Below are 20,959 nucleotides of genomic sequence, written 5' to 3'. Positions count from 1 at the left end.
CCGCAAAGGTTTACTTCAAATTGCCACTCAGAAATTGTTGCAGGCGTTCGCTTTTCGGATTACCCAACACGTCTTCCGGCGCCCCTTGCTCCTCCACCAGGCCCTTATGCAGGAACAGCACCTGGCTCGACACCTTGCGCGCAAAGCTCATCTCGTGGGTGACCATGATCATGGTGCGACCCTCTTCGGCCAGGCCCTGGATCACCTTCAGCACTTCACCCACCAGTTCCGGGTCCAGCGCGGAGGTCGGTTCGTCGAACAGCATGACCTCGGGCTCCATCGCCAATGCACGAGCAATGGCCACCCGTTGCTGCTGGCCGCCGGAGAGAAACGCCGGGTATTGATCGGCCACTCGCGCCGGCAGGCCGACTTTGTCGAGGTAACGACGGGCACGGTCTTCGGCGTCCTTCTTGTTGCAGCCCAGCACCCGGCGCGGGGCCATGGTGATGTTTTCCAGCACGCTCATGTGACTCCACAGGTTGAAGTGCTGGAATACCATCGCCAGTCGCGTGCGCAGGCGCTGCAGCTCGGCTTCGTCGGCCACGCGCATGCCGTGGCGGTCGCTGACCATGCGGATCTGCTGGCCGTCCAGCGTCATGGCGCCGTCATTGGGGGTTTCCAAAAAGTTGATGCAGCGTAAAAAGGTACTCTTGCCCGATCCGCTGGCGCCGATCAGGCTGATCACGTCACCGGTCTTGGCCTTGAGCGAGACACCTTTGAGCACCTCATTGTCGCCATAGCTTTTATGCAGGCCTTCAACGGTCAATTTGTACATGGGGCGTGCATCCTCAAGGCGAAAGTAGATAGCCGCTACGGTAAGCCTGGGTCCCGGCGACATGGCCGATGACCATTCCGGCAGTGGCCATGCGGCGTAGCGAACGGGCGTAAAGCAGGCCTGCGTTCCGGCAGTGCACGGGCGTTACGCGGTCGGTAATGGGGTCGATGATTTCGGCGATCAGTTGCCCGGCCTCCAGGTATTCACCGGGCAGGGCGCTGAACACCAGCAAGCCGCCCACCGGCGTGGCCACCGGCTCGACGCCGGCCAGCGGGGTGGCCGGGTAGGGCAGCGCGGGCAGTGGCGCCGGGTCGCCGGTAATGGCGCCGAAGTGGCTCAGGTAGTCGATGATCGCCTGGCAATCGAGGCGGGCCAGGCCGTGGTTCACATCGCCCTGGCCGCGCAGTTCGACGGTCACCGAAAAGCTGCCCAAGGGAATCGGGAAGCGCTCGCCGAAGCGTTGTTGCAACTGCCACCACACCAGGGTGAAACATTCGTCGAAGGACTGCCCACCGGAATCGGTGGCCAGCAAGTTGGCCTCCGAGCCGATATAGCGCGCCAACGGCTCCACCTGCGGCCAGGCTTCGGGGGTGGTGTACAGGTGGGCCACGGCTTCGAAGTCGCAATGCAGGTCCAGCACCATGTCGGCCTCGCAGGCCAGGCGTTGCAACACCAAGCGCTGGGACTGCAATTGGGTCGCGGCGTGTTGCTCGGCCAGGGCGGCGCTCAATGCCGCGCGGATCAGCCGGGCATTATGTTGCGCATCATCGCCGAGCAATGCCTCGACCCGATCGCCGACGGCTTCGCCGAGGTCGACAAACAGGCGGTTGAAGTTCTGCCCGCTTTCCAGCTCGTAGCGGCCCAGCGGCGTGTCCATCAGCACCTGTTCCAGGCCCGCCGGGTTGGCGATGGGCACCAGTACGATCTCGCTCGACAATCGCCCGGCCGCTTCCAGCTCGGCCAGGCGCACCTTCAAGTGCCAGGCCACCAACATGCCCGGCAACTCATCGGCATGCAGCGATGACTGGATATAAACCTTGCCTTCGGCCTGGGCAGGGCCGAAGTGGAAGCTGTGAATCTGCCGCGCGGTACCTGGCACCGGCGCGATCAGTTCATGCACCTGATGACGCATAGGATCTCCTTAGTGGCTCGGCCCGAGGAAGGCCAGCCAGCGCCGCTCCGCCAGCCGAAACAGGCCGACCAGGGCGAAGGTCACGGCCAGGTAGATCAGCGCCGCGATGCCGAACGATTGAAAGGTCATGAAGGTGGCCGAGTTGGCGTCCCGCGCGACTTTGAGAATGTCCGGGATCGTCGCGGTAAACGCCACGGTGGTCGAATGCAGCATCAGGATCACTTCGTTACTGTAGTAAGGCAACGAGCGGCGCAGGGCCGAGGGCATGATCACGTAGGCGTACAGCTTCCAGCCGCTAAGGCCGTAGGCTTTGGCCGCCTCGACTTCGCCGTGGGCCATGCTGCGGATTGCCCCGGCGAAAATCTCCGTGGTATAGGCGCAGGTGTTGAGGGCGAACGCCAGGATCGTGCAGTTCATCGCATCGCGAAAGAACGCATCCAGCACCGGTTGGGCGCGCACGGCGGCGATGCTGTAGATGCCGGTGTAGCAAATCAGCAGCTGTATATAGAGGGGCGTGCCGCGAAACAGGTAGGTATAGAACTGCACCGGCCAACGCACCAGCCGCTTGTGCGACACGCGGGCAATGGACAACGGGATCGACACCAGAAAGCCGATCACCAGCGCGGCGCTGAGCAACCACAGGGTCATGGCCAGGCCGGTGATGTGTTGGCCGTCGCTATAAAGGAACGGGCGCCAGTATTCCTGCAAGAGTTCGATCATCGCACGGCCTCCCGGGCGCCCGCGGAGTAGCGGCGTTCAAGACGGCGCAAGACAAAGTTGGAGGCGCTCGTGATCAGCAAGTAGATCAGCGCGGCGAGGACCAGGAAATAGAACAGCTGATAGGTGCTTTTGCCCGCGTCCTGGGCGGCTTTGACCAGGTCGGCCAGGCCGATGATCGACACCAGCGCGGTGGCCTTGAGCATCACCATCCAGTTATTGCCGATGCCGGGCAGGGCAAAGCGCATCATCTGTGGGAAGGTCACATAGCGAAACCGCTGGCCGCGCTTGAGGCCATACGCGGTGGCGGCTTCCAACTGACCACGGGGGACGGCCAGGATCGCGCCGCGAAACGTCTCGGTGAAATAGGCACCATAGATGAAGCCCAGGGTGATGACCCCGGCGCTGAATGGGTCGATCTCGATGTATTCCCATTCCATAAAGTCGGTAAGACCGGTGAGCCAGGTTTGCAGGCTGTAGAAAATCAGCAGCATCAGCACCAGGTCGGGCACCCCGCGAATCAGCGTGGTGTAGAGCTGGGCGGGAATGCGCAGGAAGGGCAGGCTGGACAGTTTGGCGCTGGCGCCGAGCAGGCCCAGCAATACGCTGACGGCCAGGGACAGCACCGACAACTTAAGGGTCATCCAGGTGCCTTGCAGCAACAGCGGGCCGAAACCCTTCAAGCTGAACGCGCTCAGCCCGAGGGTTTGCAACAGATCTTCGAACATAAATCAGGACCTATGGCGATAAAAAAGCGCCCCTCCAGAGGAGGGGCGCCCCGGGCATTACTTGCCGCTGTACAGGTTCAGATCGCCAAAGTGTTTCTTCTGGATAGTGGCGTAGGTGCCATCATCGTGTAACGCTTTGATACCTTTATCCAAAAGCGCCTTGAGTTCAGTGTTACCTTTTTTGATACCGACTGCGGTTTTCGATGGCAGCAGCGGGTCGTCAATGGCCGCACTCACTTCGTAGCCGGCACCGGCTGGCGACTTCAAAAAACCCAGTTCGGCTTGCAGCATGTCCTGCACGGACGCGTCGAGGCGGCCGGACGTCAGGTCAGCGTAAACCTGGTCCTGGTTGGCGTAGGCCTTGGTGGTCACACCGGCCTTGTCCAGCACAGCCTTGGCGTAGGCTTCCTGAATGGTGCCTTGCTCATAGCCCACGGATTTGCCCTTGAGCGATTCAGGGGTGGAGTAACCCGCGCCTTTCTTGAACACCAGCGACGTGGGGCCGGAGAACAGTTCATTGGAGAAGTCGATGGCCTTTTCGCGCACCGGGGTCACGGTCATGGACGAAATCACACCGTCAAATTTGTTGGCTTTCAGGCCCGGAATCATGCCGTCGAAGTCACTTTCGACCCACTTGCACTTCACTTTCAGCTCAGCGCAGATGGCATTGCCCAGGTCGATATCGAAGCCCACCAGGCTGCCGTCGGCGGCTTTGGATTCAAACGGCGCGTAGGACGGATCGACACCAAAACGCAATTCCTTGTATTCCTTGGCCAAGGCGGAACCTGCGGCCATGCACAGTGCCAGTGCAGAAAGGGTCAGCAATGCTTTTTTCATTATGTAATCCCTGGAAACCAAGATAAGCGCTTGTGGCGCGTGTAGGACTGTTACTGAACGGTGTCAGACGGATCACTGGTAGCAATTTCTGCACCATAGTTCCGGATTTGTTTCCGAATACTCGTTTTAAAAGGTAGGACTAGGAAGTTTGGAGTGTAGGAGGTGCCCGAAAATGGGCATTGAAAATTGAGTGCACTTTTTCGGGGCGTGTGGGAGGGGGCTCCCACCAGGGTTCTGCGTCAGGCCAATAGGTCTTGTAGGGTGGCCAAATTATCCGCCTCATCCACGGCCTTATCCTGGCGCCAGCGCAGCATCCTCGGAAAGCGCACCGCAATCCCGCTTTTGTGGCGCTTGGACAAGGCAATACCTTCAAACCCCAGCTCAAACACCATGCTCGGCGTCACGCTGCTGACCGGGCCGAATTTTTCCACCGTGGTTTTGCGCACAATGGCGTCGACCTTGCGCATTTCTTCGTCGGTCAGCCCGCTATATGCCTTGGCGAACGGCACCAGGCTGCGCTCGCTGCCGGGCGGGCCGTCCCACACGGCGAAGGTGTAGTCGCTGTATAAACTGGCGCGCCGACCATGCCCGCGTTGGGCGTAGATCAACACCGCATCGACGCTGAACGGGTCGACTTTCCACTTCCACCACAAGCCCATGTCCTTAGTGCGGCCCACGCCGTAAAGGCCGTTGCGGTCCTTGAGCATCATGCCTTCCACGCCAAGGCTGCGCGAGGCTTCGCGTTGCTGGGCCAGTTCCTCCCAGGTCGCGCCCGTCAATACGGGCGAGGGCTGCAAGACGGGCTGGTTGCACTGGGCAATCACCTGTTCCAGTCGGGCGCGACGTTCGGCCTGGGGGTGGTTGCGCCAGTCGCAGCCCTGATACTCCAGCAGGTCGTAGGCGAGCACCGCGACCGGCGCCTCTTCGAGGACTTTTTTGCTCAGGGTTTTGCGGCCGATACGCTGCTGCAACAGTGCAAAGGGTTGCACCGAGTCCTTCCACACCACGATTTCGCCGTCGATCACCGTGCCATCGGGCAAGCCACTCACCAGGCTGTGGAGTTCGGGGAAGCGTTCGGTTACCAGCTCCTCTCCACGCGACCAGACCCACAACCGGCCTTCGCGCTTGACCAATTGCGCGCGGATGCCATCCCACTTCCATTCCACCTGCCAGTCGGCGGGTGAGCCGAGCAGCGCCTCAAACTGCTCCACCGGTTGCGATAGGGCATGGGCGAGAAAAAACGGATAAGGCTGCCCACCGCGTTGCGCATGTTCGTCAGACGATTCGGCGGCGATCAGCTTGAGGTAACCCTCAGGCGTGGGCCGGTTGGACAGGTCGGTGTAGCCGACCAAACGCTGGGCCACGCGCTTGCTGTCCAGCTCGGCCAAGGCGGCGAGGGCGCGGGTGACCAACAGTTTGGACACGCCGACGCGAAAGCTGCCGGTGATCAATTTGATGCACACCATCAGGCTGGGTTGATCCAGTTGTGCCCACAAAGTCGGCAAACGTGCGGCCAGGTCCTGGGGAGACAGGCCGCGCAAGGGTAGGAGTTTTTCTTCCAGCCACACGGCCAGGCCGTCTTCTGAGGTGTAGGTCGATTCTGGCAGCAGCAGGGAAATTGTCTCGGCCAAATCCCCCACCGCTTGGTAGCTTTCCTCGAACAACCACGGCTCGATGCCCGAGGCTTCGCTGGCCATGTCGCGCAGCAGGCGTGTCGGTACCAATTGCCGGGGGCGCCCGCCCGCCAGGAAGTACACGGCCCATGCAGCATCTTGCGCGGGGGCTTGCCGCAGGTAAGCCTGCAACGCCGCGAGCTTGGCGTTACTGGACGTGGTGGCGTCGAGGTTGGCGTACAGTTCGGCGAAGGCCTTCATGCGCTGGCTTCCTCTTCGTCATCGCCGTATTCAGTGCTGAACCCCTGGGCGTCCAGGCCTTTTTCCCGCAGGTGCCGCACCAATACGCCTACAGAACCGTGGGTGACCATCACCCGCTCTGCGCCGGTTTGTTCGATAGCCCACAACAGGCCCGGCCAATCGGCGTGATCGGACAGCACAAAGCCACGGTCCACGCCACGCCGCCGCCGTGTGCCCCGCAGGCGCATCCAGCCGCTGGCGAACGCATCACTGTAATCGCCGAAGCGGCGTATCCAACTGCTGCCGCCGGCGGAGGGCGGGGCAATGATCAGGGCTTGGCGCAGCAAGGGGTCGGTCTTTTTGAAATCACCGGCATAGAGGGTTTCGGGGATATAGACGCCGGCCTCGCGGTACACCCGGTTCAAGGGTTCGACCGCGCCGTGGCTGAGGATCGGGCCGATGCCGGCATCGATGCCGTGCAGGATGCGCTGCGCCTTGCCGAAGGAATAGCAGAACAGCACGCTGGCCTTGCCGGCCGCGATGTTCGCCTGCCACCAGTCATTGATCCCGGCGAAGATCTGCGCCTGGGGCTGCCAGCGGTAGATCGGCAGGCCAAAGGTCGACTCGGTGATAAAGGTGTGGCAACGCACCGGTTCGAAAGGCGCGCAGGTGCCATCGGGTTCGACCTTGTAGTCGCCGGACGCGACCCAGACTTCGCCCTGGTATTCCAGGCGCACCTGCGCCGAGCCGAGTACATGCCCGGCGGGGTGGAAACTCAGGGTGACGCCGTGATGCAGCAGTTTTTCACCGTAGGCCAGGGTTTGCAGGTTGATGTCCTGGCCCAGACGTGAGCGCAGGATGCCTTCGCCGGGGGCCGCCGCCAGGTAATGCTCGTTGCCGGTACGGGCGTGATCGCCGTGGGCGTGGGTGATGACCGCGCGTTCCACCGGGCGCCAGGGGTCGATGTAGACATCTGCGGCGGGGCAATAGAGGCCTTCGGGGCGGGCGATGACGAGGTCCATGGGGTGACCGGGGAGGTGGGCTTGTTACTTATGAGATGAGGCCGGACACGGAAGTTCTATCTGAATGCATGGGATCCCAATGTGGGAGGGGGCAGGCCCCTCCCACATTGGGTGGCTGTTATTTCCCCGGTGTCAGGGTCAACCGCGCCTTCCCATACACCTTCTCAAAGTTCTGCGGCTGCATCGGGAAGCTCAGGTATTGCGCCTTGAGCGAGGGGTCGATGCCGTTGGCATAGTTGGGGCTGGCCGGGTTGCCCGATTGGCCGATGCCGCCCTGGCCCATCATCGGTTCCGCCTGGCCGAAGTCGACGATCATGCGCAGCGCCGGCACTTGGGTGGTGTTGAAGTCCTGGCCCCAGCTATACGGCGCGGGGTTCAGGGTGTTGTGGTCGCCACCGGACGCCAGCGGGCCACGAATGATCTGGCCGGCGGCATTCTTCCAGGTGGTGCTGTGGAGTTTGCCCCACTGCCAGGCCTTGTGATCGGCGCCCAGTTGGCTGTCGCCGGCGGTGATCGCGGCGGCCAGGCTGCGGGCGAGGATCGCCGGTTTGTCTTCTTTGGTGGCGGTGCGCACGTCATCCCAGAACGGGCTGTCTTCACGGCCCAGCAGGTGGTCGGCCTGAGCGGCATAGGACAGGTTGGCGTTGCTCACGAAGGCTTTCCAACTGGCGCTGTTTTCCGGGCCGAGTTCGTCGAGGAAGATCTGCCGGGTGCTTTCCTGCAGGAACAATTCGTACAGCGCGGCGTCGGCGGATGTCGAGGCAAGGCGGCCGTCGAACGCCATCAGGCGATTCAACGCTTCGCGTGCCTTGGCCTGTTCGACCACCGGCAATGCGTCGATTGCCTGCTTCAACGGAAGGGCCATGCCCGGTGCCTGGAACATGGTCTTGAGCTTGGCGGCGAAGGTGGTGGTCTGGTCGTATTGCATGGCGATCAGGCTGCGGTTGTCATGCTTGCCGGCATTGGCCAGTTGCGCCAGGCGCTCGCTGCGCTCCGGCGCGTCCCACGAGTTGGACAATTGCATGCCATAGCCGCGCGGCGCGGTGCGCTGGTTGGCGGTGCCGATCCAGCCCTGGGCCGGGTCCTGGTCATAGGGGTGCAACATCGCGTCGGCGTATCCGTCCCAGTCAAAGCGCGTGTCCCAACCAGGGGAGGGCAGCAGGCCTTCACCTTCGCGGCGGTTAGGGAAGCGGCCGGTGACCTGCCAACCAATATTGGTGGCATCGGCAAACACCATGTTCAAGGCGATGGCGCGGATTTCCCGGGTGGCATCCGAAGCCTTGGCGACGTTTTGCGCGCGAGACAGGTCGAAGAACGCATCCAGGCTCTTGTCGTCTTTGAAGTCGGCGGTTTGCAGGGCCAGGCCCAGGCCGCTGGTCAGGGCCTGGCTGCTGTTGAGCAGGGCGCCATGACGGGTTTCGTACACCACTTCGCGAATCGAGCGCTGGCCTTTGATAAAGAAGGTTTCGTTACGCACGCCGGCCGGCAGCCATTTACCGTTGTTCTCGTAGTACAGCGCGTTGCCCTGGCGCTTGACCTTCTCCAGGAACAGGTCCTGGGTGTCGCCCTTGACCGTGCTCATGCTCCACGCCACTTTGCCGTTGAACCCGGACAGCAGGGTCGGCAGGCCGGCAATCGAGGCGCCGACGGCCTGGTATTTCGGTGCGCGGATCTGTACGTAGTTCCACGGCGACGGGGCCTGTGGCTGCGCGGCGAGGTCGCCGGCCAACAGGCTTTTGCCGCTACGGCTGCGTTGCGGGCCGATCGCCCAGTTGCTCGAGGTGGTGACCGCCAGCGAATTGAGGCTGCCCAGTTGCTGGCTGACCGTGTCCAACCCGGCCAAGCCGGTGATCTGGCTGAGGTTCACGCCTTTGAGTTTGTCGGCTTCGGCCAGGGGGATCGGTTCATCCGGTGCGCTGGGGGTGAGCCAGGCCAGTTTGTCGACCCCGACTTTTTGCGCCAGCACCAGGGAGGCCAGCTCTTCGCGCAGGTTGGCCGACTCGCTGAAATTGAGCAGGCAGAACAACAGCGCCGAATCTTCCGGCTTCCAGTACTCGGGCTTGTAGCCGGTCTGGGCCAGGTCTGGCGGCAGCTTGTCGCGATAGCGGAACAGGTAGGCGTTGACGCCTCGGGCATACACTTCGAAGAAGCGCTTGAGGCGCGGCGAAGAGGCGCTGTACAGCTCGCCGGCGCTTTTTTTCAGGTTGACCGCCCGCATGAAGCGGTCGATATCCAGCACCTCGGCCCCGGACATTTCCGCCAGACGGCCCTGGGCCAGCAGGCGCAAGGTGACCATTTGGGTGATGCGGTCACTGGCGTGCACATAACCGAGGCTGAACAGCGCGTCGTGGAAGGTGTTGCTTTCGATCAGCGGCATGCCCTGGGCATTGCGGCGCACCGACACATTCTGTGCCAGACCTTTGATCGGCTGCACGCCGGTAACCGGCGGCAGGGTGTCCTGGGTGCTCTGGAGCTGGCAACCGGCCAGGCTTAAAGCACTGGCCACTGCCGCGGCTACGCCGAACCGGGGAAGAAAATGTGAGAGGGCTGGCGAGGCCATGGCAAAGCTCCTGCGGGGGTAGCGTCAGTAAAGGCGCTACGTTAGTGAGCGCGGTGAAACGACGCAAGCGGGAGTTGTGGCCGGGCGTGAAATCTTGGGATTTGCGCAAATTAATGTGGGAGGGAGCACGCCTCTCCCACATCAGGCATCAGGATTATCTGTGTGGCTTACGCGCCATGGCACTTCTTGAACTTCTTTTCGCTGCCGCATGGGCAAGGATCGTTGCGGCCAACATCCTTCAGGGCGTTGCGCACCGGTTCTTGGTGGGCGTGGCCGCAGTTCGGGCCGTGGACATGACCATGGTCGTGATCATGGTGATCGTGATCGTGGTTGCAGTCAGGACCGTGGACATGGGGTTGCTGAGTCATCGATGTTGCTCCGGAATAAAATCGCCGGGGATTATCTCGCCATTGTGGGCCACCTGCACGTCATAACCGATGAATAATCCGGTTTTCAGCTCGCCTTCCAGACGATAAGGCACGGGTTTGCGGGGTTTTTTCAGCATCTGCACCACATCCCGTATCTGCGGCCAGAGGTTGGTGCGCACCGATACCTTGAAAAACCCATGGCCGCGAGGAGGTACGGTGAGCCATTCGTTGGACTCGCCTTCGGTGAGCACAAAGTCGTCCAGGGTCACTTTGTAGATCAGGCCACGCACGGTCAGGTCGGCGTCGTCGCGATTGTCTACGCGAAAGTACAGCTTGAATTTCTGCTCCAGCAGCTTGGCCCGCACCACTTCGACCTTGACCAGGGAGACATGGGGCGGCGGCGAATCGTCTTCGAACCACGACGTACACCCGGTCAGGCCGAACGTTAACGCCAGCATCAAGCTGTAGATCCGGAGCATGGCGTGGGTCCTTGGGGGTCAGAGATAGCTGGAGCAGCACTTCTTGAATTTTTGCCCGCTGCCGCACAGGCACGCATCGTTGCGTCCGGTTTTCACTTCCACCGTCGGGTCGATGAAGTACCAGCGCCCGTCATTCTGTACGAAAGACGACTGCTCGCGGTGACTATGTTCGCCGCTGCTGTCATGCCAGCGCGCGGTAAAGGTCACGAAGGCATGTTCCGGCTGGCAGCCGAATACCTCGCAGCTTTCCACTTCAAGGCCGAGCCAGGTGCTTTGCGCGCTCCAGGCGCCGATGGCGTCACGGTCGAGGCCGGCCTGTTGCGCGGGCAACGTAGTGGCAACCAGATAGTCCACCAGGCCCAGCACATAGGCGCTGTAGCGCGAACGCATCAGTGCGCTGGCGCAGGGCGCGGGATGGCCGGCGTGATAATGGCCGCAGCAGGCGTCCAGCAGGTTGCCACTGCCGCAGGGGCAAATGGATGTACTCATTGGGTTACCACCAATACTTGCCAAAGTTTTCCGGGTTGGCCCAGAACCGCGCGTTAAGCCAGTCCGGCACCTGTTTATAGTCAAGCAGATCATAGGTAAACAGCGTCAACACCTGTTCATCACGCTGGAAGCGTTCGCCGGCCTCCAGGGCCAGTGAGAAGAAGTCGGTGTCCTTCCAGTCGCAGGCCGCCAGGTCTACCAGCACCGCAATGCGGCTGGCATTGAGGTTGCGAATACCGCCGAGCAAGGTCAGGCCTTGCGGTTTTGACAGGTGCTCCAGGCAGTCGACCACCAGCGCCAGGTCAAAACGCTGCGCGGCCAACTCCGCAGGCAGCGCCCCGGGCCCGGCGACGGACACCTGCGTCTCGGGATGCGCTTCTATGAACGCATCCAGCGCCGGAAACCGGCTGGCGCCCAACAATAACAGGCGTTTTGGCTGGTGCAGATCCAGCAAGGCGGCCAGCGCCTGCTGGGGTGTACGGGCAGAAATACCAGCGGTCATCACAGATCCTCACATCAGAACCCTAGAGACTAGCGCGGCTGAGCGTGTGGGCCTAGAGCGGGCGGCGGCGAAAAGTCCTACATGGAGCGCAAAGCTCAATGAATACGGGGGCGTGGCGTAGTGGCGCAGTTGAAAAGAGCGGTCTTTACTTGCTTTGTCGGCCCCCGCCGACGCCCTCAGGAGAAAACAGATGAGCATCATGCGGACAGCTCTACCCTTGGTTCTGCTAACCGGAGTATTGACAGGTTGCGCAGGTTTGCAAAAAACCGACTGGCCTACCTGTGCCGCTGTCGGCGGTGTGACCGGTGCGGCGATCGGCGCAACGGAAAGCTCAGCCTACGCGGGCTATGGCGCGCTGTTGATCGGCGGTATGGCCGGCGCCTATTGCTGGGTACATGGCGACGGCGATGAGGACGGCGACGGTGTGCCGGACAGCCGCGACAAATGCCCAGGTACGCCCAAAGGCGTACAGGTGGATGCCGATGGTTGCCCTCCTGCGCCCCCGGCGGCGGTGGTTGAGGACGTCGTGGCGGTCAAGGAAGAAACCATCGTGATTCGCGATGTGCACTTCCAGTTCGACTCGGCCAAGTTGACGGCGGCCGACAAAACCAAGCTCGACACCATCGCCACTCGTTTGAAACAGGAAGCGCCCAGCGCCCAACTGCGGGTCAGCGGGCATACCGACAGCGTCGGCGCAGAGGCCTATAACCAGAAACTATCGCAAAAGCGTGCGCATTCGGTCACGGAGTACCTGATCGGTGCCGGCGTGCCGCGCAGCAATTTTGTGTCGGTGACCGGCGCGGGTGAAAGCCATCCGGTGGCCGACAACAAAACCGCTGACGGCCGCGCACTGAACCGTCGCACGGAAATCCAGATCAACCGCTGATAACCCTTGCCCCCGTGGTTTCCACGGGGGCATTGTCGGCGATCCTCGTTGAAGCCTCCCCTTTATTAACTTTTTTGATCCTTCACTGGCAAAGCGCCTGTAGAAGTCGTTACTGTGCGTCCAAAGAAAAATTCAAAAAATACTCAGGAGCCCCATGATGCGTAAGGTTTTCCTGCTGGCCCTGTTGGTCAGCCCCGTTGCCCTGGCTCAGAGCGTCAGCGTTGAAACCAACTCCTTGATGCGCCTGCCCAGCAGCACCGGTGTGTTGCAACTGGAGCGCCTTGAGGTGGCGGATTACGGCACATTGCTGATTCCGGCGACCATCAGCCAGGTCACTGTGGATCAACTGCATTTGGGGCGCGACGCCCGCATCACCATTGTGCCCGGCAATACTGCGTTGCAATTGCAGGTGGGGGCTGCGCAACTCGAGCATGGCAGCCAGATTACCTCGCGCGGCGCCCCCGGTACCCACGAGAAACCCGCCAAGGCCGGACGTGACCTGACCTTGCGGATCAATAAGCTGACGGCTGAAGAACTGTCGGTGGATGCCCGTGGTGGCAGCGGGGCCAAGGGCTATGCCGGGCTGGACGGCGCCAACGGCGAAGACCCAGGTTGCACCTGGGGCTCGGCCGGGCGCGGCTTCAATGGCGATAACGGCGGCGATGGCCTGCCGGGCGCGGCGGGGGCGCAAGTGCGTGTCGAGTTGCCGAAGGACTTCCCGGCACAACAGATCAAGGTCTGGGTGGACGGCGGTGCGGGCGGTTTGCCCGGCACGGCGGGTAAACCCGGCAAGGGCGGCGAATCCAAAGGCTGCCTGGTGTACCGCGCCGATGGTGGTGAGAAGGGGCGGCCAGGGTTGGAAGGGCAACCGGGGCCGGTGGGGCCTGCGGGTTCTGTGACGATCCAGAGGCTTTGATTCGGTTGCTCTGAGGCCATCGCGGGCGTGCCCCGCGATGGGTCCCTCTAACGCTGCTTCAGAACATCGGCCGAGCCGAAGCAATCGCCACCACGATCAAGCCCACACTCAAATTAATCCCCACCAACTTGCGGATCTGCCCCAGCGCAGTCGCGCCCGCCGGCCAATCCTGCGCCGCCACGGCTGCCTTCAGCTCCGGGAGCTTCAACGCCTGGATGCGGATAAACAACGCCGTCATCACCAGATACAACCCCATCATCACCTGTACATAGCGCGGCGCGGTTTCAAACCCGCTGAAGCGCAGGTGCAACAGGCCCACACCGCTGATCGGTAAAATCAGCACCGCAACCCACACCCATACGAAAAAACGTTGAAACACATTTACCCACAGCGTGAGGCGGGCAGGGCCTTCAAGTGCCGCCACAGCGGCGGGGCGCAGGATCATCCAGGCGAAAAACATACCGCCGACCCAGATCAGGGCGGCCAATACATGCAGGGTGTAAGCGAGGCTAAACGCGGTCATGGTGGTACTCCGTTCTGCGCGGGATTAATTAGCGGGGTATGATAGCGGCCGATCCGAACCACTGAAAATTTATCCAGCGTTTTTTGCGCCCGACTATTCATGATCAGCACTGAACTCAAAACCACGATCCAGGGCGCCTATTCGCGTTTTCTCGAAGCCAAAAGCTTGAAACCGCGCTATGGCCAACGCCTGATGATCGCCGAAGTGGCCAAGGTCCTCGGGGATATCGACACCGACGATGAAGGTCGCCGCGAAGGTGAGCCCGCGGTCGTGGCCGTCGAGGCCGGCACCGGTACAGGCAAGACCGTGGCCTATAGCCTGGCGGCGATTCCGACCGCCAAGGCCGCCGGCAAGCGCCTGGTGATCGCCACCGCCACCGTCGCCCTGCAGGAGCAGATCGTCTACAAAGACCTGCCCGACCTGATGCGCAACAGCGGCCTGAACTTTACCTTCGCCCTGGCCAAGGGGCGTGGCCGCTATATGTGCCTGTCCAAGCTCGACGTGTTGTTGCAGGAAGGCCACGCGCAAACCGCCACGGCGTCGCTGTTCGAAGAAGAAGGCTTCAAGATCGAGGTTGATGAAGTCAGCCAGAAGCTGTTTACCAGCATGATCGAGAAACTGGCCGGCAACAAATGGGACGGCGACCGCGACAGCTGGCCCACCGCCCTGGAAGACGCCGACTGGGCGCGCCTGACCACCGACCACAGCCAATGCACCAATCGCCATTGCCCCAACTTTGGCCAGTGCGCTTTCTACAAGGCCCGCGAGGGTATGGGCAAGGTCGACGTGATTGTCACCAACCACGACATGGTGCTGGCCGACCTGGCCCTGGGCGGCGGCGCCGTGCTGCCCGACCCGCGCGACACCCTCTACGTGTTCGACGAAGGCCATCACCTGCCGGACAAGGCCATCGGCCACTTTGCCCACTACACGCGCCTGCGCTCCACCGCCGACTGGCTGGAGTCCACCGCCAAGAACCTCACCAAGCTGCTGGCCCAGCACCCGCTGCCCGGCGATTTGGGCAAGCTGATCGAACAAGTGCCGGAGCTGGCGCGGGAGATCAAGACCCAACAGCAATTCATGTTCAGTGCCTGCGAACAGGTGGCCGACTTCAAGCCCGGCGAAGACGTGGAAGGCCGCGAGCGGCCGCGCCACCGTTTTGTCGGCGGGATGATCCCCGAGCACATGCGCGAAATGGGCATCGAGCTGAAGAAGGGTTTTTCACGCTTGACCGACCTGTTCACGCGCCTGACCGACCTGCTCAAGGAAGGCATGGATGGCGAAGTCAATATCGGTATCGCCAGCAACCAGGCCGAAGAATGGTACCCGCTGTTCGGCAGCCTGTTGTCCCGCGCCCAGGGTAACTGGGAGTTGTGGACCGCCTTTACCGTTGAAGACCCTGAAGACAACCCGCCCATGGCCCGTTGGCTGACCCTGTCGGAAAGCGGTGCGTTGTTTGATATCGAAGTCAACGCCAGCCCGATCCTCGCCGCCGAAATGCTGCGCCGCAACCTGTGGAACGTGGCTTACGGCTGCCTGGTGACTTCCGCCACGCTGACCGCCCTGGGCACCTTCGATCGCTTCCGCATGCGCGCCGGGTTGCCGAAAAAAGCCGTCACTGCGGTAGTGCCGAGCCCCTTCCACCACGCGGATGCCGGCGTGCTGCGGGTACCCGATCTCAAGGCCGACCCACGGGACGCAGCGGCGCACACCGCTGCGATCATCCGCGACCTGCCGGAGCTGGTGCAAGGTTCGCGCGGCACCCTGGTGCTGTTCTCCTCACGCAAACAAATGCAGGACGTGTTCGACGGCCTGGATCGCGACTGGCGCAAGCAGGTGTTTATCCAGGGCAACCTGTCCAAACAGGAAACCCTCAACAAACACAAGGCACGGGTAGATGGTGGCGACTCCAGCGTGCTGTTCGGCCTGGCGAGTTTTGCCGAGGGCGTGGACTTGCCCGGTGCCTACTGTGAACACGTGGTGATCGCCAAAATCCCGTTTTCGGTGCCGGATGATCCGGTCGAGGCGGCGTTGGCCGAATGGATCGAAGCGCGTGGCGGTAACCCGTTCATGGAAATCTCCGTGCCGGATGCCTCTCTGAAACTGGTGCAGGCCTGCGGGCGCTTGCTGCGTACCGAAGAAGACCGCGGCACTATCACCTTGCTCGACCGTCGCTTGGTCACTCAGCGCTACGGCAAAGCTATCCTTAATGCTTTGCCGCCCTTCAGGCGCGAAATTTCTTAAGCCACCGTGGGCGGTTTCGCCCACTTCGTGGTCTATCTCATGTCGTTCATCAGGCCATTCATCGGCCCTCTGGGAGAACCTTGCTCGTATGATTCGCACGCTGCCCGCCCTTTTTGCCTTGTTGTTCGCGGCGCCCTTGATGGCCGCGCCCGCCGGGCAACAAACGCTGTTCAACTTCGTCCGGCCTGCCGATGTGGTCAAGGTGGCGACCCAGGACGCCAGCCTGCCGCAATACAACGCCGAACAAACCCCTGAAGGCGAGGTGCTTCGTCGTATCACGTTCAACCCTGCCGCCGAGCCGAGCCTGGTGCTCAGCCCGCAAAGCGGCGTGTGGGACTGGTCGCAGTCCGGTGCCATGAGCCTGCGGATCCAGAGTGCCATGGACTGGGCATTGACCCTCTACGTCAAGGTGCAGAGCAATGACGGCCGAACGTTGGTCAGTCGCATCGACCTGCCGGCCGGTCCGGCCCAGACCCTGCTGGTTCCGTTACAAGCCAACTCACCACTGAGCCAGGGCATGAAAGCCGGCCCGCCGATGCCGATCACCGTGGATGGCCAACGCGTGTTGCTGGCCGCCAGCGCCGGTGAAATCGACCGCAGCCAGGTGGTCTCGGTGACCTTGTCGATGCTCAAGCCCAACGCGGCCCAGAGCATTCTGTTGGAGCGCTTTGGCGTGCAGGACAGTGAGCCGGTGCTAAAGGCGGCCTACAGCGAATTGGTGGATGCTTACGGGCAATCTACCCGTGCGCGTTGGCCCGAGAAGGTCAGCAGCGACGAACAGCTCAAGGCCGCCGCAGCCAGGGAACACACCCAGCTCCAAGGTTGGCTGGCCGCGCGGGACAAATCCTCACTGGATCAATACGGTGGCTGGAGCAAGGGCCCGGCGTTCAAGGCCAGCGGGTTCTTCCGCACCGAAAAGCGCGACGGTCGCTGGTACCTGGTAACTCCGCTGGGCCATCCGTTTTATTCCCTGGGCGTCAATACCGTGGCCCCGGACAACAGCCAGACCTACGTAGCCGGCCGTGAGTGGATGTTTGCCGCATTGCCCAAGGCCGGTGAGCCGTTCGACAAGTATTACGGCAGCGGCGACAACCGCACCGGTAATGGTGCGGGCGAAGGGCGCAGTTTCGGTGCCGGCCGTTGGTACGACTTTTATGCGGCCAACCTGCAGCGCACCTATGGTGGCGAAGGCTTCGACCCGAAACGTTGGGTCAGCCATACCCTCGACCGTCTGCAAGCCTGGGGTTTCAACACCGTCGGCAATTGGAGCGACGATGCGCTGGCCGCCGCCGACCGCGTGCCCTACACCTTGCCGCTGTCGATCGTCGGCGACTACACCAGCATCAGTACCGGCACCGATTGGTGGGGCGGCATGCCCGACCCGTTCGACCCGCGCTTCGCCATGGCCACCGAGCGCGCCGTGGCCATTGCCGCCCGCGATCATCGTGATGACCCGTGGCTGATCGGCTTCTTTGCCGATAACGAACTGGCCTGGGCCGGCCCCGGTGATGACCCCAAATCCCGTTACGCCTTGGCCTACGGTACGTTGCGCATGACCACCGACGTACCGGCCAAGCGTGCGTTTCTCAAGCAATTGCGCGACAAGTACCGCAACGAAGCGGGCTTGTCGAAAGCCTGGGGCATTCAGTTGGCGGGCTGGGAACTGATGGAAGATCCCGGTTTCGAGCCACCGATGCCTAGCCCTGAGCACCCGGAAATCGAAGCGGACTTCAAATACTTCCAGAAGACCTTCGCCGACGCTTACTTCAAGACCCTTTCCGATTCGCTCAAGTGGCATGCCCCCAATCAGCTGCTGCTGGGCGGTCGTTACGCGGTGAGCACCCCGGAAGCGGTTGCTTCCTGCGCACAGTATTGCGACGTGTTGAGCTTCAACATGTACACCCTCAAGCCACAGGACGGTTATGACTTCGCGGCGCTGCGCGCACTGGACAAGCCGGTGCTGATCACTGAGTTCAACTTTGGCTCGGCCGATCGTGGCCCGTTCTGGGGCGGCGTGACCCAACTGGCCAAGGAAGACGATCGCGGCGTGGCGTACGCCAACTTCCTCAAGCAGGCCATGGCCGAACCGTCGATTGTCGGTGTGCATTGGTTCCAGTACCTGGACCAGCCGGTGACCGGCCGTTTGCTTGACGGGGAAAACGGACACTTCGGCCTGGTGGGCATTACCGATGTGCCGTATCAGGGCTTTGTCGACAGCGTGCGCAAAAGCAACCTGGCGGCGGTCGATCAACTGGGTAGGCAAGCGCAGAAAACCCAGGCCGCCGACGTGGTTCGCGAAAGCGAGGGCGGCAAGCCGGGGCATGCAGGCCAAGGCGCGGGGCAGGGCGCCGGGCACGCCGGCGGGCATTCGGGAAATGGCCATTGATTGCGCGTTGACGGGTTCACAAAACCCACCAGGGCTGGAACAATGTCGGCCACTTTTCATGGTGTTTTTCGAGGGGGCTTAGGTGCAGGTTCAGGGTCATTACGAGCTCCAGTTCGAAGCGGTGCGTGAAGCGTTCGCCGCGTTGTTCGATGACCCGCAGGAGCGTGGCGCCGGGCTGTGTATTCAGGTCGGCGGTGAGACGGTCGTCGACCTGTGGGCCGGTACCGCTGACAAGGACGGCGCCGAGGCCTGGCACAGCGACACTATCGTCAATCTGTTCTCCTGCACCAAGACCTTCACCGCCGTCACGGCCCTGCAACTGGTGGCCGAGGGCAAACTGCAATTGGACGCGCCGGTGGCCCGGTATTGGCCGCAATTCGCCGCAGCCGGCAAAGAGGCCATCACCCTGCGCCAGTTACTCTGCCACCAGGCCGGGTTGCCGGCGATCCGCGAGATGCTGCCCGCCGAAGCCCTTTATGACTGGCAGTTGATGGTCGATACCCTGGCCGCCGAAGCGCCGTGGTGGACGCCGGGCCAGGGCCATGGCTACGAGGCCATCACTTACGGCTGGCTGGTCGGTGAATTGCTGCGCCGCGCTGACGGGTGTGGGCCGGGTGAGTCCATCGTGGCGCGGGTGGCACGCCCGCTGGGGCTGGACTTTCATGTGGGGCTGGCGGACGCAGAGTTTCATCGCGTAGCCCATATAGCGCGTAGCAAAGGCAACATGGGCGACGAAGCTGCGCAACGTTTACTGCAAGTAATGATGCGTGAGCCGACTGCAATGACGACGCGGGCATTTGCCAACCCACCGTCCATTCTGACCAGTACTAATAAGCCAGAATGGCGACGCATGCAGCAGCCGGCGGCAAATGGTCACGGTAATGCACGCAGCCTGGCCGGTTTTTATAGTGGTTTGTTAGACGGTAGTTTGCTTGAAGCCGACATGCTCGAAGAGTTGACCCGTGAACACAGTATCGGGCCGGACAAAACATTATTGACCAACACCCGTTTTGGCCTGGGCTGCATGTTGGACCAACCGCAGTTGCCCAATGCGACGTTCGGCCTTGGCCCGCGTGCTTTCGGGCATCCTGGCGCGGGTGGTTCGGTCGGGTTTGCCGACCCGGAGCATGATGTAGCCTTTGGTTTCGTAACTAATACATTGGGACCCTATGTACTTATGGACCCGCGCGCGCAGAAGTTGGTCGGAATATTGGCCGGTTGTCTGTAAACCCCTTGCTGTTTCACAATTTTTTGTTACAAAGGCAACTATAAGAAGGCGCTGAACGAAATTTTGTAACTTTAAAGTTCTGTAAGCGTCTGTTTAACGGGTCATCCAGACCCCCGTTTCTTTTCTCATTTTGTGGATATCTCATGTTATCGAACAAGTCCTTGGCACTGGCTCTTTGCCTCACCATTACCGGCTGCGCACAAACGCCACAAAATGATGCCGAAGGTGGGCATTGGTGGTCATTTGGATCTGATAAGGCCGTTACCAAGGACGCAGTCACCCAAACCGACGCCAAGCCGGATGCCAAGCCCGCCGCTGGCGCCAAGCCTGCCGCACCGGTAGCCGCCACCGCCGCTCCCGCTCCAGCCGTAGCGCCGGCCGCGAAAACCGACACCGGCTCCAGCTGGTGGCCGTTTGGTTCCAAAACCGCTGATGAAAAGGCCGCTGACGCCAAGGCTGACCTGAAGGCCGATCTGAAGGCCGCCGAGCCAGCCCCGTCCGCTGCCAAAAACGAGACTGAAACCCACTGGTGGTGGCCGTTCGAAAGCAAACCCAAGCCACTGGCCAAGGTCGATGTGACCAACGTGCCGATGCCTGACCCGAAAATCACCCAGGCCTGGCTGGATGACTATGAGCCGCGCCTGCGCGCCGCCATCAAGGACAGCAACCTGCAACTGGAACGTCGCGACAACGTGCTGGTGGTCATTGCTCCGGTAGACGGTTCCTACAACCCGAAGCGTCCGGCCATGCTGCTGCCGGTTACCCTCGGTCCGTTCACACGCGTGGCCAAGGCGGTTGAAGCCGACCCGAAAACCGCCGTTCTGGTTCTGGGCCACGTCGATGCCACTGGCACGGCGCCAGCCAGCCAGGCGTTGAGCAAGGAGCGCGCGCAATCCATCGCTTCGATTTTCAGCCTCAGCGGCCTGAAGCAGGATCGCCTGATGCTGCGTGGCATGGGGGACCTGATGCCGCGTGCCGCCAACGACAGCTCCCAGGGCCGTGCCCTGAACCGTCGCATGGAAATCATGTTCACTCAACGCAGCACCATGTTGGCGTTGCTGAGCAAGTACAACTCGGGCAAGACCCCGCCTGTGGCTGAAATGGTCGCGGTGCAGAACGTTCCCGCCCCGGCACCGGCTGCAAAAGCCCCGGCAAAAAAGGCCGCCGCCAGCAAGGCAACCACCAAGAAAGCCGCCGCCAAACCAGCCGCCAAGAAGGCCCCGGCCAAGCCAGCAGCGAAGAAACCCGCGCCGGCCAAAGCCAAGGCCGATGCACCGGCGAACGACCAGGCAAAAAACTGATTTGCTGAACCAG

Annotated in this window: 19 protein-coding genes; 6 read left to right on the top strand and 13 right to left on the bottom strand. The window is 61.9% G+C overall.

Annotated features, from left to right (window positions below; all coding sequences use genetic code 11):
- Positions 1-10: 10 nt before the first annotated feature.
- The 12 genes from AB4N98_RS06270 to AB4N98_RS06215 form a co-directional block, all read right to left on the bottom strand.
- The gene (locus AB4N98_RS06270) at positions 11-775 is read right to left on the bottom strand and encodes an ABC transporter ATP-binding protein (RefSeq protein WP_017529668.1); all 765 of its coding nucleotides are present in this window, start codon (positions 773-775) and stop codon (positions 11-13) included.
- Between the two features lie 13 nt (positions 776-788).
- Positions 789-1,907, bottom strand: a complete 1,119-nt coding sequence (locus AB4N98_RS06265; RefSeq protein ID WP_460061216.1) for a succinylglutamate desuccinylase/aspartoacylase family protein — start codon at positions 1,905-1,907, stop codon at positions 789-791.
- Positions 1,908-1,916: 9 nt separating this feature from the next.
- Positions 1,917-2,627, bottom strand: a complete 711-nt coding sequence (locus AB4N98_RS06260) for an ABC transporter permease (protein ID WP_017529666.1) — start codon at positions 2,625-2,627, stop codon at positions 1,917-1,919.
- Positions 2,624-3,352, bottom strand: a complete 729-nt coding sequence (locus AB4N98_RS06255; RefSeq protein WP_003172331.1) for an ABC transporter permease — start codon at positions 3,350-3,352, stop codon at positions 2,624-2,626. The genes AB4N98_RS06260 and AB4N98_RS06255 overlap by 4 nt, the downstream gene beginning before the upstream one ends.
- A gap of 57 nt (positions 3,353-3,409) precedes the next feature.
- The gene (locus AB4N98_RS06250; RefSeq protein WP_017529665.1) at positions 3,410-4,189 is read right to left on the bottom strand and encodes a transporter substrate-binding domain-containing protein; all 780 of its coding nucleotides are present in this window, start codon (positions 4,187-4,189) and stop codon (positions 3,410-3,412) included.
- 239 nt (positions 4,190-4,428) lie between these two features.
- Entirely contained in the window at positions 4,429-6,063 is a 1,635-nt protein-coding gene (locus AB4N98_RS06245; RefSeq protein ID WP_065877150.1) for an ATP-dependent DNA ligase, read from the bottom strand.
- Positions 6,060-7,064, bottom strand: coding sequence for a ligase-associated DNA damage response exonuclease (locus AB4N98_RS06240; RefSeq protein WP_065877149.1), 1,005 nt, complete (start codon positions 7,062-7,064; stop codon positions 6,060-6,062). Before AB4N98_RS06240 ends, AB4N98_RS06245 begins: the two co-directional genes overlap by 4 nt.
- 118 nt (positions 7,065-7,182) lie before the next feature.
- Positions 7,183-9,624 carry a penicillin acylase family protein gene (locus tag AB4N98_RS06235; protein ID WP_135196488.1) on the bottom strand — a complete coding sequence of 814 codons (2,442 nt, stop codon included), beginning with the start codon at positions 9,622-9,624 and terminating at the stop codon, positions 7,183-7,185.
- A 167-nt stretch (positions 9,625-9,791) separates the two neighbouring features.
- Positions 9,792-9,992 carry an SEC-C metal-binding domain-containing protein gene (locus AB4N98_RS06230; RefSeq protein WP_003189235.1) on the bottom strand — a complete coding sequence of 67 codons (201 nt, stop codon included), beginning with the start codon at positions 9,990-9,992 and terminating at the stop codon, positions 9,792-9,794.
- Complete coding sequence (locus tag AB4N98_RS06225) at positions 9,989-10,471, bottom strand: LEA/WHy family protein (RefSeq protein WP_065877147.1); 483 nt, start codon at positions 10,469-10,471, stop codon at positions 9,989-9,991. Before AB4N98_RS06225 ends, AB4N98_RS06230 begins: the two co-directional genes overlap by 4 nt.
- A gap of 18 nt (positions 10,472-10,489) precedes the next feature.
- Positions 10,490-10,960 (bottom strand): YchJ family protein, encoded by a 471-nt coding sequence (locus AB4N98_RS06220; RefSeq protein WP_460149313.1) that lies wholly within the window; start codon positions 10,958-10,960, stop codon positions 10,490-10,492.
- A gap of 4 nt (positions 10,961-10,964) precedes the next feature.
- Positions 10,965-11,462 (bottom strand): DUF6231 family protein, encoded by a 498-nt coding sequence (locus tag AB4N98_RS06215; protein WP_065877145.1) that lies wholly within the window; start codon positions 11,460-11,462, stop codon positions 10,965-10,967.
- A gap of 190 nt (positions 11,463-11,652) precedes the next feature.
- Here AB4N98_RS06215 and AB4N98_RS06210 point away from each other — a divergent pair, with 190 nt between their 5' ends.
- Positions 11,653-12,348, top strand: a complete 696-nt coding sequence (locus AB4N98_RS06210) for an OmpA family protein (RefSeq protein WP_017529658.1) — start codon at positions 11,653-11,655, stop codon at positions 12,346-12,348.
- A 157-nt stretch (positions 12,349-12,505) separates the two neighbouring features.
- The gene (locus tag AB4N98_RS06205) at positions 12,506-13,264 is read left to right on the top strand and encodes a collagen-like domain-containing protein (protein ID WP_026067409.1); all 759 of its coding nucleotides are present in this window, start codon (positions 12,506-12,508) and stop codon (positions 13,262-13,264) included.
- Positions 13,265-13,322: 58 nt separating this feature from the next.
- Here the strand turns inward: AB4N98_RS06205 and AB4N98_RS06200 are convergent, their stop codons facing one another.
- Positions 13,323-13,787 (bottom strand): CopD family protein, encoded by a 465-nt coding sequence (locus tag AB4N98_RS06200; protein ID WP_017529656.1) that lies wholly within the window; start codon positions 13,785-13,787, stop codon positions 13,323-13,325.
- 99 nt (positions 13,788-13,886) lie between these two features.
- On the opposite strand from AB4N98_RS06200, the gene dinG reads away from it, so the two are divergent.
- The 4 genes from dinG to AB4N98_RS06180 all read left to right on the top strand — a co-directional run bounded on the left by dinG (position 13,887) and on the right by AB4N98_RS06180 (position 20,946).
- Positions 13,887-16,031, top strand: coding sequence for an ATP-dependent DNA helicase DinG (dinG, locus tag AB4N98_RS06195; protein WP_017529655.1), 2,145 nt, complete (start codon positions 13,887-13,889; stop codon positions 16,029-16,031).
- 88 nt (positions 16,032-16,119) lie between these two features.
- Entirely contained in the window at positions 16,120-18,417 is a 2,298-nt protein-coding gene (locus AB4N98_RS06190; protein WP_460149312.1) for a beta-galactosidase, read from the top strand.
- Between the two features lie 82 nt (positions 18,418-18,499).
- Positions 18,500-19,645: an EstA family serine hydrolase gene (locus AB4N98_RS06185; RefSeq protein WP_017529653.1), complete on the top strand. Its 1,146-nt coding sequence runs from the start codon at positions 18,500-18,502 to the stop codon at positions 19,643-19,645.
- A gap of 143 nt (positions 19,646-19,788) precedes the next feature.
- Positions 19,789-20,946: an OmpA family protein gene (locus tag AB4N98_RS06180; protein ID WP_135196486.1), complete on the top strand. Its 1,158-nt coding sequence runs from the start codon at positions 19,789-19,791 to the stop codon at positions 20,944-20,946.
- The last annotated feature ends 13 nt before the right edge of the window (positions 20,947-20,959 follow it).

Source organism: Pseudomonas sp. S3_E10 (genome assembly GCF_054667615.1).
This window is presented reverse-complemented; position numbering and strand designations above follow the sequence as displayed.

What these genes read in the sequence shown, in the direction of transcription:
- AB4N98_RS06215 (WP_065877145.1), bottom strand. Translation starts at nt 11,462, where the DNA reads ATGACCGCTGGTATTTCTGCCCGTACACCCCAGCAGGCGCTGGCCGCC.
- AB4N98_RS06220 (WP_460149313.1), bottom strand. Translation starts at nt 10,960, where the DNA reads ATGAGTACATCCATTTGCCCCTGCGGCAGTGGCAACCTGCTGGACGCC.
- AB4N98_RS06180 (WP_135196486.1), top strand. Translation starts at nt 19,789, where the DNA reads ATGTTATCGAACAAGTCCTTGGCACTGGCTCTTTGCCTCACCATTACC.
- AB4N98_RS06210 (WP_017529658.1), top strand. Translation starts at nt 11,653, where the DNA reads ATGAGCATCATGCGGACAGCTCTACCCTTGGTTCTGCTAACCGGAGTA.
- AB4N98_RS06250 (WP_017529665.1), bottom strand. Translation starts at nt 4,189, where the DNA reads ATGAAAAAAGCATTGCTGACCCTTTCTGCACTGGCACTGTGCATGGCC.
- AB4N98_RS06205 (WP_026067409.1), top strand. Translation starts at nt 12,506, where the DNA reads ATGCGTAAGGTTTTCCTGCTGGCCCTGTTGGTCAGCCCCGTTGCCCTG.
- dinG (WP_017529655.1), top strand. Translation starts at nt 13,887, where the DNA reads ATGATCAGCACTGAACTCAAAACCACGATCCAGGGCGCCTATTCGCGT.
- AB4N98_RS06200 (WP_017529656.1), bottom strand. Translation starts at nt 13,787, where the DNA reads ATGACCGCGTTTAGCCTCGCTTACACCCTGCATGTATTGGCCGCCCTG.
- AB4N98_RS06190 (WP_460149312.1), top strand. Translation starts at nt 16,120, where the DNA reads ATGATTCGCACGCTGCCCGCCCTTTTTGCCTTGTTGTTCGCGGCGCCC.
- AB4N98_RS06270 (WP_017529668.1), bottom strand. Translation starts at nt 775, where the DNA reads ATGTACAAATTGACCGTTGAAGGCCTGCATAAAAGCTATGGCGACAAT.
- AB4N98_RS06235 (WP_135196488.1), bottom strand. Translation starts at nt 9,624, where the DNA reads ATGGCCTCGCCAGCCCTCTCACATTTTCTTCCCCGGTTCGGCGTAGCC.
- AB4N98_RS06265 (WP_460061216.1), bottom strand. Translation starts at nt 1,907, where the DNA reads ATGCGTCATCAGGTGCATGAACTGATCGCGCCGGTGCCAGGTACCGCG.
- AB4N98_RS06260 (WP_017529666.1), bottom strand. Translation starts at nt 2,627, where the DNA reads ATGATCGAACTCTTGCAGGAATACTGGCGCCCGTTCCTTTATAGCGAC.
- AB4N98_RS06240 (WP_065877149.1), bottom strand. Translation starts at nt 7,064, where the DNA reads ATGGACCTCGTCATCGCCCGCCCCGAAGGCCTCTATTGCCCCGCCGCA.
- AB4N98_RS06245 (WP_065877150.1), bottom strand. Translation starts at nt 6,063, where the DNA reads ATGAAGGCCTTCGCCGAACTGTACGCCAACCTCGACGCCACCACGTCC.
- AB4N98_RS06225 (WP_065877147.1), bottom strand. Translation starts at nt 10,471, where the DNA reads ATGCTCCGGATCTACAGCTTGATGCTGGCGTTAACGTTCGGCCTGACC.
- AB4N98_RS06255 (WP_003172331.1), bottom strand. Translation starts at nt 3,352, where the DNA reads ATGTTCGAAGATCTGTTGCAAACCCTCGGGCTGAGCGCGTTCAGCTTG.
- AB4N98_RS06230 (WP_003189235.1), bottom strand. Translation starts at nt 9,992, where the DNA reads ATGACTCAGCAACCCCATGTCCACGGTCCTGACTGCAACCACGATCAC.